This window comes from Rossellomorea sp. SC111 (genome assembly GCF_024733565.1).
Taxonomy (GTDB): domain Bacteria; phylum Bacillota; class Bacilli; order Bacillales; family Bacillaceae_B; genus Rossellomorea.
Genome location: NZ_JANIOC010000004.1, coordinates 53,702 through 72,508 on the forward strand (window position 1 = coordinate 53,702; position 18,807 = coordinate 72,508).

The 18,807-nt window shown below is 45.5% G+C and carries 23 protein-coding genes; 2 read left to right on the forward strand and 21 right to left on the reverse strand.

What is annotated here, in order from left to right; all coding sequences use genetic code 11:
* Window positions 1-65: 65 nt before the first annotated feature.
* The 3 genes from NQ095_RS05800 to NQ095_RS05810 form a co-directional block, all read right to left on the reverse strand.
* Window positions 66-1,838 carry an ABC transporter ATP-binding protein gene (locus NQ095_RS05800; RefSeq protein ID WP_258262540.1) on the reverse strand — a complete coding sequence of 591 codons (1,773 nt, stop codon included), beginning with the start codon at window positions 1,836-1,838 and terminating at the stop codon, window positions 66-68.
* Window positions 1,835-3,574, reverse strand: a complete 1,740-nt coding sequence (locus NQ095_RS05805) for an ABC transporter ATP-binding protein (protein ID WP_258262541.1) — start codon at window positions 3,572-3,574, stop codon at window positions 1,835-1,837. The genes NQ095_RS05800 and NQ095_RS05805 overlap by 4 nt, the downstream gene beginning before the upstream one ends.
* 186 nt (window positions 3,575-3,760) lie before the next feature.
* A complete protein-coding gene (locus NQ095_RS05810) occupies window positions 3,761-4,774 on the reverse strand; it encodes a C45 family autoproteolytic acyltransferase/hydrolase (RefSeq protein WP_258262542.1) in 1,014 nt (337 codons plus the stop codon).
* A 423-nt stretch (window positions 4,775-5,197) separates the two neighbouring features.
* Here NQ095_RS05810 and NQ095_RS22555 point away from each other — a divergent pair, with 423 nt between their 5' ends.
* Both NQ095_RS22555 and NQ095_RS05815 read left to right on the forward strand, forming a co-directional pair.
* Window positions 5,198-5,425 carry a DUF2651 family protein gene (locus NQ095_RS22555; RefSeq protein WP_371928716.1) on the forward strand — a complete coding sequence of 76 codons (228 nt, stop codon included), beginning with the start codon at window positions 5,198-5,200 and terminating at the stop codon, window positions 5,423-5,425.
* Window positions 5,422-5,781, forward strand: a complete 360-nt coding sequence (locus tag NQ095_RS05815; protein WP_258262543.1) for a hypothetical protein — start codon at window positions 5,422-5,424, stop codon at window positions 5,779-5,781. The genes NQ095_RS22555 and NQ095_RS05815 overlap by 4 nt, the downstream gene beginning before the upstream one ends.
* Before the next feature lie 59 nt (window positions 5,782-5,840).
* Here NQ095_RS05815 and NQ095_RS05820 read toward each other — a convergent pair whose 3' ends face one another.
* The 18 genes from NQ095_RS05820 to NQ095_RS05905 all read right to left on the reverse strand — a co-directional run bounded on the left by NQ095_RS05820 (window position 5,841) and on the right by NQ095_RS05905 (window position 18,769).
* Window positions 5,841-6,173 (reverse strand): IDEAL domain-containing protein, encoded by a 333-nt coding sequence (locus NQ095_RS05820; RefSeq protein WP_034762219.1) that lies wholly within the window; start codon window positions 6,171-6,173, stop codon window positions 5,841-5,843.
* 59 nt (window positions 6,174-6,232) lie between these two features.
* Window positions 6,233-6,649, reverse strand: a complete 417-nt coding sequence (locus NQ095_RS05825) for an RrF2 family transcriptional regulator (protein WP_034762217.1) — start codon at window positions 6,647-6,649, stop codon at window positions 6,233-6,235.
* Window positions 6,650-6,722: 73 nt separating this feature from the next.
* Complete coding sequence (gene spxA / locus NQ095_RS05830) at window positions 6,723-7,118, reverse strand: transcriptional regulator SpxA (RefSeq protein ID WP_258262544.1); 396 nt, start codon at window positions 7,116-7,118, stop codon at window positions 6,723-6,725.
* 162 nt (window positions 7,119-7,280) lie between these two features.
* A complete protein-coding gene (locus tag NQ095_RS05835; RefSeq protein ID WP_206853982.1) occupies window positions 7,281-8,060 on the reverse strand; it encodes an ABC transporter permease in 780 nt (259 codons plus the stop codon).
* Window positions 8,050-9,018 carry an ATP-binding cassette domain-containing protein gene (locus NQ095_RS05840; protein WP_258262545.1) on the reverse strand — a complete coding sequence of 323 codons (969 nt, stop codon included), beginning with the start codon at window positions 9,016-9,018 and terminating at the stop codon, window positions 8,050-8,052. Before NQ095_RS05840 ends, NQ095_RS05835 begins: the two co-directional genes overlap by 11 nt.
* Before the next feature lie 109 nt (window positions 9,019-9,127).
* Complete coding sequence (locus NQ095_RS05845; protein ID WP_258262546.1) at window positions 9,128-9,994, reverse strand: alpha/beta fold hydrolase; 867 nt, start codon at window positions 9,992-9,994, stop codon at window positions 9,128-9,130.
* Entirely contained in the window at window positions 9,994-10,278 is a 285-nt protein-coding gene (locus NQ095_RS05850) for a DUF3784 domain-containing protein (protein ID WP_258262547.1), read from the reverse strand. Before NQ095_RS05850 ends, NQ095_RS05845 begins: the two co-directional genes overlap by 1 nt.
* Window positions 10,279-10,380: 102 nt before the next feature.
* Window positions 10,381-10,689 carry a hypothetical protein gene (locus NQ095_RS05855; RefSeq protein ID WP_258262548.1) on the reverse strand — a complete coding sequence of 103 codons (309 nt, stop codon included), beginning with the start codon at window positions 10,687-10,689 and terminating at the stop codon, window positions 10,381-10,383.
* A 26-nt stretch (window positions 10,690-10,715) separates the two neighbouring features.
* On the reverse strand, window positions 10,716-10,970 hold the full coding sequence (locus tag NQ095_RS05860; protein WP_258262549.1) for a hypothetical protein: 255 nt from the start codon (window positions 10,968-10,970) through the stop codon (window positions 10,716-10,718).
* On the reverse strand, window positions 10,967-11,794 hold the full coding sequence (locus tag NQ095_RS05865; protein WP_258262550.1) for a DUF817 domain-containing protein: 828 nt from the start codon (window positions 11,792-11,794) through the stop codon (window positions 10,967-10,969). Before NQ095_RS05865 ends, NQ095_RS05860 begins: the two co-directional genes overlap by 4 nt.
* Before the next feature lie 2 nt (window positions 11,795-11,796).
* The gene (locus NQ095_RS05870; protein WP_258262551.1) at window positions 11,797-12,018 is read right to left on the reverse strand and encodes a helix-turn-helix domain-containing protein; all 222 of its coding nucleotides are present in this window, start codon (window positions 12,016-12,018) and stop codon (window positions 11,797-11,799) included.
* A 9-nt stretch (window positions 12,019-12,027) separates the two neighbouring features.
* Window positions 12,028-12,501, reverse strand: a complete 474-nt coding sequence (locus NQ095_RS05875; protein WP_258262552.1) for a DUF2975 domain-containing protein — start codon at window positions 12,499-12,501, stop codon at window positions 12,028-12,030.
* A 226-nt stretch (window positions 12,502-12,727) separates the two neighbouring features.
* Entirely contained in the window at window positions 12,728-13,921 is a 1,194-nt protein-coding gene (locus tag NQ095_RS05880; RefSeq protein WP_258262553.1) for an MFS transporter, read from the reverse strand.
* Window positions 13,922-13,933: 12 nt separating this feature from the next.
* On the reverse strand, window positions 13,934-14,353 hold the full coding sequence (locus NQ095_RS05885; RefSeq protein ID WP_258262554.1) for a MarR family winged helix-turn-helix transcriptional regulator: 420 nt from the start codon (window positions 14,351-14,353) through the stop codon (window positions 13,934-13,936).
* Between the two features lie 262 nt (window positions 14,354-14,615).
* The gene (locus NQ095_RS05890; RefSeq protein ID WP_375162819.1) at window positions 14,616-15,530 is read right to left on the reverse strand and encodes a Nif3-like dinuclear metal center hexameric protein; all 915 of its coding nucleotides are present in this window, start codon (window positions 15,528-15,530) and stop codon (window positions 14,616-14,618) included.
* Window positions 15,531-15,641: 111 nt separating this feature from the next.
* The gene (locus NQ095_RS05895) at window positions 15,642-16,472 is read right to left on the reverse strand and encodes a glycerophosphodiester phosphodiesterase (RefSeq protein WP_258262556.1); all 831 of its coding nucleotides are present in this window, start codon (window positions 16,470-16,472) and stop codon (window positions 15,642-15,644) included.
* A gap of 184 nt (window positions 16,473-16,656) precedes the next feature.
* A complete protein-coding gene (locus NQ095_RS05900) occupies window positions 16,657-17,943 on the reverse strand; it encodes a histidine--tRNA ligase (protein ID WP_258262831.1) in 1,287 nt (428 codons plus the stop codon).
* Between the two features lie 256 nt (window positions 17,944-18,199).
* Window positions 18,200-18,769 carry a class I SAM-dependent methyltransferase gene (locus NQ095_RS05905; RefSeq protein ID WP_258262557.1) on the reverse strand — a complete coding sequence of 190 codons (570 nt, stop codon included), beginning with the start codon at window positions 18,767-18,769 and terminating at the stop codon, window positions 18,200-18,202.
* Window positions 18,770-18,807 lie beyond the last annotated feature (38 nt).

An 18,807-nucleotide genomic window follows, 5' to 3' on the forward strand; every position in this document is an offset into this window, starting at 1 on the left:
GAAATGGGTCCTCTTTTATGTTTTAAGAATCGTTTTCTTTTATACTAAATCTAACCTACATGACCTCACGACACATAATCAATCGTCGCCCCGCCGATCTCTGCTTCCCTGCCAAACAGTCTGGAATAGACGCCTGTTTGATTCTGGAGAAGATCCCCATGCTTCCCTTGCTCTGCAATCCGGCCATCCTCCAGAACGACGATTTGATCCGCCGACAGGACCGTCGATAACCGGTGGGATACGATGATGATCGTTTGATTCTTTCCTGCCCGCAGTACGGCTTCGTTGATCTTCGTTTCCGTGATGGGATCAAGGGCGGAGCTTGCTTCATCCAGAATAAGTATGGGAGCATCTTTTAAAAGGGCCCTTGCAAGGGACAGACGCTGTTTCTGTCCTCCGGAAAGAAGGCTTCCCCTTTCACCGACCGATGTATCAAGCCCTTCAGGCAGCGTCTCGATCAAATCCCCGAGTCCGCTGTCTTCGAGTGCTTGCAAAAGTTCCCCATCCGTCGCATCCTGCTTTCCGATCCGCAGATTATCAGCGAGTGTCCCGCTTCGGAGTATGACATCCTGGGTGACGATGGCCATCTGCGATCGCAGCCACGTTGTATCCCACTCCCTGATATCCCTGCCATCCACTTCGATCCGGCCGACTCCCGTATCATAGAGCTTGAATAAGAGATCGACAATCGTGGATTTACCTGATCCGCTCGGGCCGACCAGCGCCCATTTTTCCCCTGCACCGATGGAAAAGGAGACACCCTTTAGTACATTTTCATCGTTACCAGGATAAGAGAAGGCGACGTCCTGAAGACAGATGCTGCCGATTGCACGTTCACCGGCGATGCCTTCTGACACCTCAGCTTCCGAAACCTCCTCACCAAGCAATATTTCTGAACGATCCAACGCCGGACCGGTCCTTCTGACAGATAGCCAGTTTCTGAGCAGGCGCTGCATCTCATTAGCCGCAATCGTCACAAGTCCACCGGCAGTCAGCATCTGGCCACTTGTCAATCCTTGATTCCAGATCAAGAGTGTACTGATTAAATAGACTAGCCCAAGAGCAAATCCGTTATAACTCGCAATGACCACGACCGATTGCATCCTTGCTTTCAGTTCTTTCACCGAGTGCTGGACGAAACTGTCACGGATAGAGACCACGCTGTCCACTTCACTCTCCGATACACCCATGACCCGAGACAGATGGATTCCCGTCACTGACTCCCTCAATCTTTCAAGATATCTCGACGCTTCTTTCCTCGCATCCGCAGATGCCAATCGGGTCCTTGCTCCTACGGCATTGGAAGTCCAGTAGAAAATCACCCCCAGGACGACGCTTGTAATCATCAGATAAGGATGAATCCATAGGAGCACCAGGCTATAAATGAAGACCCCCTGCACGCTTGCCATGAAAGTGGAGCCTTCCCACGCCAGGAAATTGTGAAGTGTGTCCGGATCATCCGATACCCTTGCAAGCATCTCCCCCGTGGAATTATGGTGATAAAAAGAATACGGGACGATCTGAAGATGACGGAACAGACGAAGCTTCTGCCAGTTCGTCACGGTCTTTGCGGTTTGATGACAGAAATACTCGTCGATCACCATCATCACAAGATCCAGGACTGCAGATAGAATCAAGAGCCACATCAGTCCCCAAAGCCAGTTATAGTGTTCATTCGGAATTATCGTATCCACGAGCCAGCTTAAGGCAAGAGTCGGGATCAATGCTGAAAACACCTGGCTGATCGCGATGACGATGGAATCAGCGATGACCCATTTTTTATAAGGACGGAGAAAGCTCAGAACCCTTTTTCCGTCGCGATTCTTCGCGGTGTTCATCCGATCATCTCCCTTTCAAGTTCGCTGTATTGAGCCCTGTATAATTCATAATATTTCCCACGCTTTTGAAGCAGTTCTTCATGAGTGCCTTTTTCCGCGACGACTCCCCCGTCGAGAAGAATGATGACATCCGCATTCCTTACTGTGACAAGACGGTGAGCGATGGTGATTGTGGTCCGTCCAGGAATCAGTTTTTCCAAGGAAGCCTGCACCCGCTCTTCCGTTTCTCCGTCAAGGGAAGAAGTCGCTTCATCGAAGATCAGGACAGGAGGCTGTCTCAGGATCGCTCGGGCAAGGGCGACACGCTGCCTCTGTCCGCCTGAAAGTTTCAATCCCCGCTCCCCGACGATCGTTTCATACCCTTCCTCTAGTGAAAGGATCAACTCTTTCAACCCTGCCGCTTCTACAGCCTGATCGAGTTCTTCTATCGTCGCATCAGGTTTTCCGTACAACAGATTTTGCCGGAGTGTACTATTTAAGAGGAATGTTTCCTGGGACACGACCCCTACCTGCTGGCGGAAGCTGTTGCGGTTATAGTCGAATAGATTCTTGTCATCGATCATGACGGAGCCCTGCTGTGGTTCATACAGTCCCAGTAACAGCTGGACCAGCGTACTCTTCCCTCCGCCACTCGTTCCGACGATCCCGATATGGTTCCCCTGTTCGAGAGACAAAGAAACTCCTTTTAAGACCTGCTTATCCGTCCCGGGGTACGAAAAGCATAGATTCTGTAAGTCTATTTTTCCTTTTACAAGACCAAAAGCAGGAAGCTTTTCCTCATGTTCTTCCGGGAGATCGAAATATTCATAGATGCGCTGAAGGGCAGGAATCGCCTGTTGAATCGTCAAGGCATGCTCTGCCATGGATCTCACCGGCAAAAACATGATGGGAATGAAGCTCAGGCAGGCAATGAGCGTACCGATCGTGATCGTTCCGTCCCAGATCGCCCAGCCACCGATCAGCATGACGACACCCGGAGCTGCGATATTAAAGAGATTCCCTAGGCGCCAGTTCACCTTGCCGATCAGTGCTGCCCGGATCGAGAATTGCTTCCAATCACTCAGCTTCTTCTCCTGGGTGCCCACTTCCACATCCTGCGTCTGATAGGTCCTGACCAACCTGACACTTTCAATGCTTTCCTGCAGGTGCTGATACATATCTGCACTCATCTCCCGCTGGACCGCACTCATCTTCCGCATTTTTTTACCCAATGTAAAGGAAGGGATGATATAAATGGCAAAAACAGCAAACATGACGATCGCCGCGGGCCAGAATAAAACAAACACAGTGGAAAAGGCAGCGACCGCTCCCACCACCTGCTGCAGTATCCTTGGTACGACCGTATTATTCAGGTTCTGAATGGATTCCACGTCATGTGTCAAACGGAAGAGCATATCCCCCCTCGGTGTCTTCGAGAAAAATGACATCGGAGTACGATGCAGCTTCCTGAACGCCCGGATCTGCATATCTGTGATCACATCAAGCCCGATCTTCACCTGTACATATTCCTGCATCGTTTCAAACAGGGACTTGCCGAGATACGCCCCGAGAATCCCGCCTACTACCCAGGCAAGAAAATTCAGATCCCCTCCGACGATGACGTCATCCACCAATCGTTTCACCAAAATCGGCGGGACGATGGTAAAGAGACCGCCGATGACGGAAAACAGGAGTGCCACCAAAAGCTTCCTCCAATATGGCTTAAAATGATTTAAAGTTGTTTTTAATAAGTTCATGTTGAACCCCCTCACAAAAATCTATTTTATACCAACAGATGAAAATATTCACTATAATTTGAATTGAGTATAAATTAAGTATATTCATCCTTCCATTTCACATCTTCGGTCGTTGGGGCGGATGGATTCTACGACTTTTGGATGAAGAAAAAGCCGATCCCCGGCGTGGGATCAGCTTTTCTGTGTTCACTCAATATACCCACTCAGGTCCATACAGCTAATATCGTCCCCATTCACCCAATCCTGAAAGTTCACGTCCAGCACCTGATTGCTCCCGGCAATGGTTGTAAGGATTCTTGATTCATGATAGGAATACGAAAAGGTGTGAAGGGTGCCGAATAAATTCTCGTAATCCGTGAAGAAAATCGGTGAGTCGGTGTCTTTAAAATGCTGAAACAGTTGAAGATGGGAAAGCTGCTTTTCATTTAAATTCAGTAGATGTTCATTTCGCTCCAGGGAGCCTTCGATGGATGGACGATTTTTCCTTTTCATATGTTCATCCTGAAAATGAATCACACATGACAGAAAGGATTCTCCATACCTGACTACCACCTTCTCAGGGCTCGCTTCCACTTCGGCGATATTTCCATTTCGATCTCCGATGGAAAAGTTATAACAGGCTGAGTGCGGGATTTCCTGTAGCAAGGCAACTGCATCTTCGAGGGAAGAACACGTATCCAGGACCATCCGTATGGCCGCCCACGGAGAGACTCCTTTTCTGTAGCCGTCATGACTGACAAAGTGCAAGCCAGCAACCAGACCATGTTCGTTCACCCCATCATGCCTCCCCAGGAGTTGAAGATTATAGCCTGCGGATGCAAAAGCTTGTTTAGGCTGAACCATACTAAAAACCCCATCATATAAATCTGGGGAAAAATCATAATTCCGTACATAACACTCCTTAGTAAGAAGGCTGGAACACCCCATCGCTTCAGTCTTCGGTACATCATACCCACTGCATAAGGCAGCTGCTTTAAGAGATGAGATACCGAAACCTTCTGCAAGGCCTTCTAGTTCCTCCAACAGGTGTGGGGCGAGCGAGGAATAAATCGATTTCATTTCAGGAACATCAATCTCTTGTTTGGTGAATGACCCAAGCATATGTAAGATGGAAGTATCTCTCATCTTTTCACCTGTTTCTACTCCGATATCATACGAGTTGCCCCTCATTTGAAAGACTTGTAATTTGAAATCCGGCATGTAAATCCCTCCTTGATTCCATCCTATTCCTTCTGATTGCTTCACACCTGTCATTTTGTGCTTGTTTGGGACTGCTTAATTGAATATACAAGGAAGAGAGGATTCATGCGGGTTTCTATACCTTTCAAGCGAGATATGAATTTTTCATGCCGGGTGACTCAGGATCAAGCGGGATATAGAATAATCATGCGGGATTTCAGATCATCATGCCAGCTTGTCGAATTTTCTTTAACATAATTGCATTTGTAAGGCTCATGTTACTCCATTGGCGGACGTTCCCATAGTTAACTCAATCTGGCTTACCAGCTTATCTATAAATTTAATTCAAAGATCTACAAGGTCCTCAAAATCCAATTGATAACTATGCCTAACTAGTGTAATATTACACAAAAAGGGGTGATTTTTACATTGGATATCTTTTTCATGGTTTTAGTTGGCTTTCCGATTTTGTCCATCATTGCAGGAATTCTGGGATATTTCTTCTTTAGAAACCTCTTTGTCTCACCTATATTCGTCCTTCTATCTGCGCTTGTTGCCACGTTTACTGTTTTCAACGATTCGTTTCTGCTATGGGTTTTTGTGTATACCTGCTTAGCTTTTCTTTCTGGTTTAGGGATAAAAATCTTAAAAGAAAATAAGGGGGCAATATGAAAAACTATCTTTCAGGAATGCTATTTAGTTTACTCTCATTACTTTCGTTTCTTTTCATTCGCATAGTTGACAGTTTATGGGGCTCTTTTGCTTGGTCACTCCTTCTCACGATTGTTGTATTTCTTTTCTATAGAAGGAAGAAAAATTGGGATAGAAAAGATATCATTGTGATTTCGTTCAGTACGGGTCTTTTCTATCTACTTTTTGCTTCTTTTGGTATCAGTCTATATCCACCCGAACCGATTAGAGATCTGGGTGATATCATCATGCCTTATCTGTATGCAGGTATGTTTGGGGTGTATACGATGATTGTGTTGTTTTTATCCAGAATAGTCTTTAACAAGCAGAGAAGTTGAAATCCCCCCACATGCAAAAAAGCTGAAGAGTCCACCCCTTCAGCTTTACACTACTCTATTCACTTCACACCCTCAACCAGTTCCCGCATGGAATTTAATTTAGCTGTCAGCTCCAGGAACCACTCCTCGTCTCCCGTTTCGAGGGCCAGGTCGATCAAGTACTGGATCTGTTCTTTATTTTTGACATGTGTATCGGGAATTTTGTTTATTTGTCTGTTTAACAAGGGAAGAATCTTTCCTTCGATGGTTTTATTATCGCTGGTCACGATTTTCGCTTTAACAGCTTCTCCTTTGGTGTCCAGGTTCTCAATATAGCCGATGACCAGTTCTCCGGTAAGTAATTTCCCTTTGACCCAATCTCCAATTTTTAATAGTGTTTGCTCGTTTGACATTCCTTTTCACCTTCCAAACTGTAATATTATTTGTTACATTTAGTCAAAAAGAAAGCTTTCTACGCTTTCTCCTGATGAATCATCTCCACGATGTCTTTAATCGTATAGTCCTTTAAGTAATCCCCCAGTTTTTCTTCTGCACCGAGGAAAATCTGGAACAGGACATTCTTCATATTGGCGCCAACGAGACACTTATCATTGGTAGCGGTGCATTTTGGCTGCAGGGCGCCTTCTGATGTGATTTTATAAATATCCCACAAGTTAATATCGCTGAGGTCCATGGCAAAGATGAATCCGCCGCCTGTCCCTTCTTTCGACGCAATGAATCCCTGCTTTTTCAGAAGGCTAAGGACTTTGCGAATCCGTACGGGATGAACCCCTGCACTTTCCGAAATCGCATCGCTTGTCGACATGCGGTCCGTCTGCAGGGCCAGGTACGTTAAACTGTGGATGGCTAATGTAAAGTCGCTATTCATGGCCTGCCTCCTTCACGGATATTACTGTAATGGTAACTTTTACAGTTTAGACTGTCAAGAAACCGGTTTATGATCAGTTGGCCAATTTCTGTAGCTCATTGTATTCAAAATTACGTATTTTTCTTGGTAGAAAGCTGCGAATTTCTTCATCATTATAGCCAATCTGCAGTCTTTTCTCATCAAGCATGATCGGTCTTTTCAAAATAAGTGGATTTTCTTTAATCAATGTATATAAATCTTGGAGTGGCAACGAATCAATGTCTACCTTTAACTCCTGGTACACCTTTGATTGTTTGGAAATGATGTCCTCTGTTCCATTTTCCGTCAGGCGGAGGATCGATTTGATCTCATCAGGTGTCAACGGTTCTATCAGCATGTTACGCTCCACATATTGTACAGAATGTTCCTCAAGCCACGCTCTCGCTTTGCGGCAGGACGTACAGCTTGGTGTCAGAAATAGATTGACCATGTGTTTACACACTCCTTGTTAAATGTAATAAAAAAAGTAACAGTTATATTTTAAAAATATCACCCTTCTTCCGGGTACACTGTAATAATAATATTTACAGTTAGGATTGTCAACAGTTTTTTTTAAATTGAATCCTTCCCCATCCAGAGAAGGATTCAATTTTTATTTACGTGATACTGCACCTTTTGCTGAGACTGCCGCGAATGTAATGGTTATGGCACATACTATCACAATGGCAATCACCCCCTGCATCAGATCCCAGAACACCCACCCGTCGATGAGGGCAGTACGCATACTTTCAAATACATACGTGGTCGGATTGATCGTGGCGGCGATTTTCAACCACTGAGCTTCGATTAACTCGTAGGGAACAAATGTCGTACTCAAAAAAATCAGCGGAAAAAAAATAAATGTACCCGCCTGGGCAGCCTGGGCGTTTCTCGTCCGGAGGGCAATCCCGACCGAATATCCGGCAAACGCAAGTCCCCAGCCGATCGCAATCAACAGGACGAACAACACACCGGCAAAACCTGTCTTGACATCAAGTCCAAGTAAAAACGCCATTCCGATGATGAGGAGCGTCTGTACCAAAAGCTGCAACATCCCTGCGATGATCGGGCCAAGGACGATGGCAAGACGCGATGCCGGAGTGAGAAGAAGTCTCGAGAAAAAGCCTGTTTCAATATCTTTCACGATACTTTGCCCTGCTCCGCCTGCTCCACCGATAGCAGCAGAGACGATGGACACGGGTAAAATAAATGCCAGATAATCGGCTCCTTCAAAGGTCGGCAATTGAGATATACCGCTCAATCCTCCCTCGTATACGAGAAGGAAAAAAGCAGAAATGATCAGGTTAGGTATGAATGAAAACGGGTTTCGGAGAGTGGTCTTGATGTTCCGGACCGTCATGAGCCACGTGTCCTTGAAGACATTATTCCCCACGGCTCTTCACCCCTTCCTTCGTCTCCGTCGTCAATTTCAGGAAGATATCATCCAGTGTAGGGGAAGACAATTGAATATCCGTGATGCCGATATTCTCTGTATCGAGGATCCGGACTACCTCGAGCAGCTGCTTGGTCCCTTCTTCTACATATACGAGAATCTTATCTTGCTGAGGGAGGACGTCGACACCCTCCACTTGCGCGCGGATCATCTCCACACTGCGATCGATCTCGTCCCGATCTTTCATTGTGAGGGTGATGAGATCTTGACCGATCTCTGCCTTCAGTTCCTTGGGAGATCCCATGGCGACGATCTCTCCCTTATTGATGATGCCGATCCGATCCGCCAGGGAATCCGCTTCCTCCAAATATTGCGTCGTGAGAAAGATCGTCGTCCCCTTTTCTTTATTCAGCCTCCTGAGCTCTTTCCAGATCGCTGCACGGCTTGACGGATCAAGTCCAGTGGTCGGTTCGTCCAGGAAGAGGATATTCGGTTCATTGACCAGAGTGAGGGCAAGGTCCAGCCTTCTTCTCATCCCCCCGGAATACCCTCCGATCCTCCGCTCCGCTGCTTCCGATAGATCCACGATCTCAAGGAGCTCCTCTGCGCGCTGCTTTCCTTCTTCCTTCCCGAACCCGAATATGTACGCCTGGAGCTCAACCATCTCACGACCTGTCAAATCCGGATCGACCCCCGTTTCCTGAAGGGCGACGCCAATATGACGGCGGACATGTTCAGGCTCCCGGATGACATCATACCCTGCCACTTCCACTTTCCCCGAAGAAGCATTGATCAGCGTCGTCAGTATCTGGACCGTCGTTGATTTCCCTGCCCCATTCGGACCTAAAAAAGCAAAAAACTCCCCCTCTTCGACTTGAAACGATACACCTTTCACCGCCTGGACATTTCCCTTTTTAAACGTTTTAGTCAAATTCTCCACTTCGATCTTGCCATTCATCAGCTTCCCTCCATTCTACCTATCTCTATTCGAGGAAGGGGTTGGTTTATCCTTTAATCTGTGTGCGCCAATGTGCTGAAAAAAGCCAAGGGGACAGGTACCCCGGCTCTTATTGAGCCAAGGGACCTGTCCCGGTGGAACGCACACTCTCAGAACGCATGAAGGACCGGGTTACTGCTACTATCTGTTCCGGTTGTTCAAGGATGGTCCAGTGCCCGCTTTCTTTCACTTCGGAGAGTGTGGCATTTGGCAAGTGGTGCATGACGTGTTGTTTTAAGTATTCAGGCGTTAAAATATCATGTGATCCCTGAGCAATCAAAATAGGAAGGGAACGAAGCTCTGTGAGGGAGGTTAGCAGGTTGTAATTTTGATCGAGTTCCTTTCCGATATATGTAAGTGCATCCTTGTTGTATAAAATTTCTTTTTTCTTTCGTAATGTATCGGGGGAACACACATAGTAGGGATCCAGTAGTTGCTCGAGCTTCGTTGAGGCATTGTCACTGAACAAGGAAGTAAAAGAATACCATCCGAGAAGCACTTTCTTGTGAAACCCGAGCTTACGGGTAAGACTTTGTTTGAACGCCCGGTAGTCCTCTGAGCTTAAGCCGACAGCGGCGGTCAAGATCAGCTTGTCGATGCGCTCCGGATACCTGGCTGCATACGCAAGTCCAAGAATACTCCCCCATGACTCGCCGAACAGCGTCACCTTCTCCAGGTTGAAGGCTTTTCTAAGTTCTTCAAGATTGCTGATCTCATCATCAATAGAGTACAAATGACCTTCATTCACGTCAGACTTCCCGCATCCCGTTTGGTCATATAAAATGATTCGAAAATCTTTCGCCAGGGACTCCATTTGTGGGAGGAAATAGTCAAGACTCCCACCTGGTCCGCCATGCAGGAAGATCATTGGCTCCCCTTTTCCTTTCTGTTTGATAAATAGTGTCTTATCATTGATCTTAAGGTACTTTTCTTCCATTAATCCAACAGCCTCCTGTTGATGAATACATACACGGTCGTGAGCAGGACGAAGATAGCGACAACAAGTACGGTCCCTTCCTGGGGATAATCGATGAAACTGTTGACGATCACGATCAGTCCGAGTGGCAGGAAGAAAAAAAGACCCGTGACCGTTCCTAGCAGTGACTTATTTTTAATATTTTTCTCATTGAAGCCTGCAAGCAGCCATGTTTGTTTTTTGATGCCGACTAAGTACGAAACCAGGACAAGAGCGATACCGATGATCAGCAATCCATAGTCCATATTGATCCCTCCAAGGTTATTATAATTACCTATACGAATGAACGGGAAAATGGTTTCATATTATTTCCAGCAGCATTTTATGGTCTGTCGATTTTACAAGCGTTATTCCGTATATATCCATGGAATGGGCGGTGGGGTCCCGGCTTCAGGCAATAAATAGACAACATAGAAGAAAAAACAAATGAGGAGGCCGATGCTAGTATTGAAGAATGAAAGGACAGGCTTATTTTTTTTTATCAATCCATAAATGCCAATCAGGACACTAAGCAAACCGATAGACAATTCGAAAAATGCTACTGGATATACAGAATACTGATGCATCACGATTATACGGATGTAATTAAATACAGTGATGGACAAAATAAAAATGATTTGTAACACCACACCCCAGTATGGAATAGGTATTTTCATGTAATTCTCCCCTTATCAATTGCCAGTCAAGGCATCGAACTTACAGCAAAATAAATAAACACGGTTGCACCCATTAAAAACACCATCCACACATTTGAAACGGCGAGTACCGTTCTTATCGTCATGACGTTATCCAGCTTTTTTTGAATAAAAAATCCTGCTATCACCATGACTATCCAAACTGCGATTCCAATTGGCGAAAATAAGTATCCTGAATTCATGATCCACAAGATAAAAATGATGAAATGAGCCATCATAAGGGCGATAGCCACCTTCTTCAAACCGATCCCTCCTGATTCGATTGGTATTGGCTTTGGCCCATTGGCTTTTTCAGTGCATGAACGCTACTTTGTCCCTTCACCCGCTTCAACGTTGCCACAATCAAAAAGCTGACAATGACGAGGAGTAGCCATGAACTGACCTTTCCGAGGTGGACAAGGCTCCAGGCATCGGTCTGGTTCGGGTATTCCCAGGCACCGAAGAAGGTTGCGATGTTTTCTGCGATCCATATGAAGAAGCCGATGAGGACAAATGATAGAGCGAGGGGCATGTGGTAACGTGTCCCACCTACCTTGTATGCGACCCATGTCTTCCTGAACACTATCAGGACAAGTACCGACAGCCACCAGCGGATGTCGATCCAATAATGGTGGGTAAAAAAGTTCAAATATATCGCCGCTGCAAGGATGACGACTGCCCAGAAAGGTGGCCACTTGATCAGTTCGACCTCGAGCCTCCTCCACGCCTGGCACAGGTAGCTTGCTACACTTGCGTACATGAATCCGCTGTATAATGGGACCCCGAATAGTTTAGAATAGCCCTCTCCGGGATAAGACCATGAGCCCATATGTACCTTGAACAGTTCAAGGGCAAGGCCGATCAGATGGAAAAGGGTGATGACCTTCAGTTCATCAGGGGTTTCAAGACCCGATTTCACCATTCCCCATTGCATCACAAGACAGATCAGGAGCAGCCAGTCATATCTCGGCAGTAAGGGAAGCGGTATAATCTGAGTCAACGCCAAAGACGCAAAGATGACGACAGGAAACAAGCAGGACAGAGCCTGCTCCCAGCCGAAACGAAGAAGTTGTTTGACCGTTCTCATGATCATGACTCCGCTTCTTCATCATGCTGATACTCAAGCAAATCTCCCGGCTGACAATCGAGGGCCTTGCATATCGCATCCAGGGTGGATAAACGAACCGCCTTTGCCTTTCCATTTTTCAGGATTGATAGGTTTGCCATCGTGATTCCCACCTTTTCCGAGAGCTCCGTCACACTCATCTTCCGTTTCGCAAGCATCACATCAATATTGATTATAATTGCCATAATTTCACCTCAGACCGTTAAATCATTTTCAGATTTGATTTCGATGGCATTGTTCAGTAGCTTCTGGAGAACCGCCGCAAAAACGGCAATGACAGCTGAACCGAAGATAAAGATCAACCCGATCACGATAATGCCCGGTGCATCATCCACCTCTGCCAGTACGTAAAAGAGAGGCAATCCTGCTACATAGAAGAGACTGATCACAATGGCACACTTCTTGATCACCTTCAACGCCTTCACGGATGCCCCTGAAAATGCGTTGTTACTATCAATCAACATTAACAATTTAAACGCCTGAAACAACGCTGTGTAAAAAGGAATCGCCGATGCATACATGACGGCCAGCATCCCATAAACGACATAGGCTACCTTCGAACCCGCAGCTTCCATTGCGATCAGAGGTAATCCGATCAAGCACAAAGCGGCAATGGGAGCCCCAATTAGAAAAAGGGCAATCTTCAAAAAAAGTGTTTCCCGTTTCATTCATAGCACCTCACTAGATAATATAGTATGAATTTAACACGTTATTTATTGTTTTACAATAAATAATTATTATTTTTTAATATAAAATTATTGTTAAGAAAAACGATTAATGAGGGACGGACCCCAAACAACACTGAAAAAATCGAGTGAATAAGCCACTTGAAGGTCCGTCCCTCAAAAAGGAGTCCGGCCAATTGGCCGGACTCCTTTAAGAGATTGCAAAAGATTATTCATGCGCGAGTACTGTGCGCGCTTTTTTTCTTTCTTGAAAGTAATAGAGTACGAGTGTTGCAGCAACGAGGATCCCCATGATCATGTACAGCGAACGGTAGCCTGTCAAGGGAATCAGGAAGCCAAGTACATAAGGTCCGAATCCAAGACCTGCATCCAGGGAAATATAATAAGTGGAAGTTGCAAGCCCCACTCGCTCAGGTGGAACGGCCTTCACGGCAATCGCCTGTGTGACAGATTGCATATTACCGAATCCCAGTCCAATCAGAACACCTGAAAGAAGCAGGATCATCGTGTTACCAGCCGCACTTAATAGGAACAATCCCGCCGCGAAAAGCACAAATGCCGGCAGCATGACGGCCTTGGCACCTTTTGCATCCATCAGTCTGCCTGTGAATGGGCGCGATACAAGGATCGCTACGGCATAGACGACAAAGAACAGGCTCGCTGCTTCTACAAGGTCGATGTCGATGGCATAGAAATTAATGAACGACAGAACACTTGAGTAAGCAAGGGAAACGAACAGCACGACCAATGCGATCGGTAATGCTTTTGGCTCGATGAAGCTTGAGAGGCTTAGACGCTCTTTCTCCGCTTTTTTCCCAGCCGGTTTCTTGACGACCGGGATTTTCACAAACAAGGTGAAGATATAGCTAATGACCCCAAGGGCAAGACAGAAAGCAAAGATCGTCTGAAAGCTTGCATGCTGACTTAAGAAAAGACCGAAGAACGGACCAACTGCTGTCGCTAGCGTGATGCTCATGCTGTAGTATCCGATTCCTTCTCCTTTACGGCTCGTCGGGATAATTTCCGCTACAATCGTACCGGTAGCCGTACTGACCATCCCGAGTGCCACCCCGTGAAGAAAACGGGTAAGCAGCAAGAAACTGATGCCGCCCTCCACGAAATACAGGCATGAGGTAGCAATGAATGCGACCATGCCGACAAACAGCATTTTCTTATTTCCGATGGTCGTGATCATCCGGCCAAGGAATAAACGTCCGATCAAGGTCCCGATGATGAAGATCCCGGTCACAAGACCCGCCTGACTTTCCGATGCACCGAATTCATCCACGGCATATACTGCCATGGTGACAAGTAATAAATAGAAGATTAAATAGATAAAAAAGTTGGCGATGGACATGAGAGTGAAGTCCTTCGTCCATAGCTTTGACTGTGTCTGACTCATCTGTAAAACTCCTTATCTGTTCAAATTCCCTTTGATTTTTTTCATCATTTCCATCATCTCAAGCTGCTTCTCTTCGCTGATCCCTTCCATGATGGTCTGTTCAAAACGGTCGATGGTTATGCGAGCATTCTCATACACTTCAATCCCCGCCTCCGTCAGCTGCATCCGCTTTTCCCGACGGTCTTTCCCTGGAATACGCTCGATATAGCCCGCTTCCTCCAACTGATGAACCGTCCTCGTAATCGTCGGCTTCTCTACACTTTGATAATTTGAGATCTCCACATTGGAGGCAGGTCCGTTATGGTAGAGATTATATAAAATCGTCCACTGAGCCCTGTGCAAACCGTGCTCATTTAGTTGAACGTTCAATTGATTCTCAAACGGCCTGTAGAGCCTGATCAGCTCCTGAAAAAACTGTTGTTCCGATTTCATTTTGGTAGTTCCTCCTTCGTATATAGTTATCTTAGGTAATGGTTATCTTGGGTAACTATTATATAGTAACAGATGATTGTTGGGGTGTCGAGAATAGGGAATGTGGAGATTTAATTGGGGGTAACTCTCTTCATTTAGAGCCAACAAAACCAGCCCTTCTTCGTAAGACGCAGATTAACTTGGACGAACCAAGTCAGAGCTATTAATACGAAAAGGGCTGTTGGGTATAGGATGCAGAAAATGAAAAATTCTTAATATTTTGTCATAACCACCACTCTTTCTGTGGGATTAAACGGATACTATTAAACTCAAACTCCCTTTCAAACCAACTCCTCACCAATGTCCTATGTACAAGATACTCCGAAGCAGAATGAGAGACACCAATCAGCGACATCTTCGTATTAACAGCATACGTAATCATTTCCTCGTATCTCATTCTTCCGTAATCATTGTCGATGTGACAATGAATTTCACCGGAAATATAGGCTTCGACTCCTTTGTCTTCAGCTTCTTGCATCCATGCGGCTTTATCACCGCACCCAGCTACGATGGCGACCTTTCTTATCTTCCGTTCCCTTCCCTCGAAATCGACGTACGGAATATCAAAGATTTCTTTCAGCTGTAGTATTAATTCGTCTGTATCCGTCTCGTTCACTTCGCCGATGATGCCGATGTATCCATGCTTTTCATCATGGATAAAGCGATTGGTGATCTTGACATTCATCGCCTCTGCCATAGCCTGACTTGTTCCCAGAGTAACATGATAATCAAGGGGAACATGACAAGTATAAACGGAAAGTCCTTTTTTCCTTATCCGATCAATCAGGGACTCCTTGATAGGGACGAACCCCCTTCCCCAGTTGCCTTTCGGATCGCCACACTCCATTAAGAGAGGGTGATGCATGAATAATAGATCACCGGGCTTCCCGTTTTGTATGAATGCCTCCAATACTTCATCTGTCGGAAAAACGGCGAGAAACACATTTTCTACTTCACTTTCCCCTTTAATCATCAGTCCATTGAATAATTTAGTGAAAACAGGTTCAAATTTCGCCTTCCAGTCCATTTTCCCTTCGTACACCTGGGGAATGAACCGGCTGAACGCGGGATCTTCCCCATAGCTTCTTATATCGAAAGTCTGATCCAGCCGTTGAATAATATCTATTAATTTTTCCACCATATCACCCCTATGAGCATGTTTTTTGATTAACTATACAGATTTTCCTATATTAGGTAAATAGAAAAATTAAAAAAGAAGCAGCATCTGCCGCTCCTTTCTTTCAACCTATTAATTTCTTGGATCCACATAATCCGGATAATCCGTTATGATCGCATCCACATTCATATCGAATAAGAAATCTGCCGCTTCATGACTGCGCACTGTCCATGATCCGATTTGCATATCAAGGGAGTGAACATCTTTCACTACTTGTTCTGTGACGATTCCATAGCTCGGATTGAACCATTCTGCGTACGTAGAGATTTTTTTTAACTCTTCAGGTGTCGCTTGCGAATGACTCCAAGCTAAAACTCCGACCGGGACTTTTGGAAGCAGTTGATCCATCTTTTTCATAGAGTCAAAATTAAAGGATTGAAGAATGATTTTTTCGTTTTGCGGTTTGTCGAGATGACGTTCCTTTAATGCATCAGCCACTTGTTCCTCGATCCCAGGATAAAGTTCCGGGGATTTCATTTCGATTAAGATCCCCACTTTTCCATGATAGCGATCCAGCACTTCTTCAAAGGTCGGGATCTCTTCTCCTGAAAATTGTTCGCCTTTCCAGCTTCCTGCATCAAGACTCTTCATTTGCTCCAGTGTCAGATCCGCCACTTTTCCCGTGCCGTTGGTTGTACGATCCACTGATGTATCATGGATGACAACCAATTCACCGTCTTCGCTTCGCTGGACATCAATCTCAATATAATCCGCCTTCATATCGACAGCCAAGTCATAGCTTGCGATCGTGTTTTCAGGGGCATAGGCTGCAGCTCCGCGGTGCGCAATATTCTCCACCTGCTTTTTCTCCCCTGCTGTCGGCTCTTCTGCAAACGCCTGACTGAACGGACTCAATAACAATGAAACGGCAATCCCTGTTCCGATTAAAAACTTTTTGTTCATGTTCTTCATCTCCTATCCCTAATATGTATTCGACTACAGTTTAGGGATGGGATGTTAAGTAAGTATGGAGTTTGGTATCCATCTTGATGAAGGTTGTGTGAAAGAAAATCGATCATTTTCCTTAGGGATTTTTACAAAAAAGGAAAAAGTACTGTGATGTAGTATTATTTGCTTACCATGCAGCCTATTTCATAGCACTCATCTCCCATACTTCCTCCTCTCCGGTTTCCATTTTCTTCACTTTAAACTGATTCTTCTTGACCTCCTCTTCTCCTATAACAATCACATTCCGCACCCCTTCTTTGTTTGCCCTCTCCAACAGCTTTCCTAATTTCCGGCCGCTCATCTCAAGTTCGACGATATAACCTTTTTTCCGTAAACCATTTGCCACCCGTAAAGCTTCCTTCCCGGCACCAAGTGGAATGACGTAATAGTCAACGTTGGCAGCCGTCTTCACTGTTCGCTGGGAAGCAATGATGGCTGCATATATGACGTCCAATCCAAATGAGATGCCGACGGTTGAGATATTTTCACCTGTTCCCACTAGCCCACCGACAGCATTATCATACCGCCCTCCGCTCCCGATGCTTGATGTGATCGACCCGTCGGTTAAGAATATTTCATAAATGGTCCCCGTGTAGATTTCCAGTCCTCTCGCTAAAAAGGGATTAAAAACACATTGTTTGTTGATATCCAGGAAATCAAGGTAGGAAGTCAGTTCCTTTAATTCTTGCAACCCCTCACTGATTTGGCTGTTTCGTTCGGCGTATGATCCGAAATAGTCCAATCGGTTATTGTCCCTGTCAGTTAAAAACTGTTGAATCAATCGGTTAGTGCTGTCAGAGATGGACAGGTCCGAGAGTTCTGTAATCACCGCATCGACACCAATTTTTTCTAGCTTGTCGAGGGTCAAGACTGCTTGGTTGATTAGATTTGCTTCCACACCAAACACTTTAAGCATGCCCGTCAGCAGTTTCCGGTTATTGTACTGAATTTCCACCTCCATATCGAGCTGTCCAAAGGCATCCAGAGCCATCAGCATCAGCTCTGCTTCCGCCACTTGTGAATCTGCGCCCACAATATCCACATCACACTGGGTAAACTCCCGGAACCTTCCCGCTTTGATAGGTCCGTCCCTGAAAACTTTTCCAATTTCATAGCGCTTGAACGGCATGGGGATGGTCGGATTCATGGCCGCCACCTTTGCAAAGGGAATTGTCAGGTCATAGCGCAGGGCAAGGTCTCTTTCCCCCCTGTCCGTGAGGGTGTACATTTCTTCCAGAATCTCAGCCCCTCCCGCATATTTAGAAGCAAGTAGCTCAGTGTAATTCAAAATCGGGGTTTCAAGTGGCTTACAGCCATATTGGATGAACACATCCTCCAACGTCCTTCTCACTTCCCTTCTGATCATTTCCGACTCCGGTAAGTAATCCTGCGTCCCTTTAACATTTTGATAATCCATTTTCTTCATTTTCATCTTTTTACTCCTCCTTTTTGTATAAAAAAAAGAACCGCACTTGATTTAAGTGAAAAACTTAATCAAATGCGGTTCTATGGGAAATAACCTTCCTATGTGCGATTGTTAAAAATCGGATAGCAAGGTTACTTGATATGATGATGGAATTGTGTGAATGAGCGTTGCGTGTCGATGTAAGTCATTTTTATCCACCTCTTATTTTCACTTATGTTATCACGACAGAAGATGGTTTTCAATAAACTTTGATGATTTATCGATTTCCCCTTTTAAAGGCGTCAATGATGAGAGAAGGTGCAACTAGCCTTTCTCCCTGATTTCTTGGATCGAACTTCTTTGAACGGAAGATGACCCCATCAGCACCATCCCAGCCATACTGATGGAACCGTCCGTTTTCGTCACAATACTCTAGTAATCCCACTTCAAACCCTGCCGATTCAAATACCTCAGTTAACAACTTATAGTTGTAGACAATCTTATGACTGGCTGCAGGATGATCTTCGGGCCCTGGACCTCCTATCTTCACAATGCTTTGATAGTCTTCATCAGGAAAATATCCATCAGGTACGGCACAACGAATGTATCCAGAAGGCTTAAGGTACTTCATACAAGTCTTTGCTGCCTGTAGCCCTTCTTCATATGTAAGGTGTTCCCAAACATGCTCAGCTAAAATAGCGGATATCGAGCTTTCTTCGAACATGTCTTGCCACGTATTTTCGTTCAGTAAGTTCAGGTCTTCTTCCTGGGTATGCAACCAGCCGGGGTTGTTATGATATTCTCCTGCCCCGATTACGACCTTGATTTCTGTTGGGGGATTGTTCATTAGGGGTACCTCACTTTTTTCGCTATCTAATACAAAAT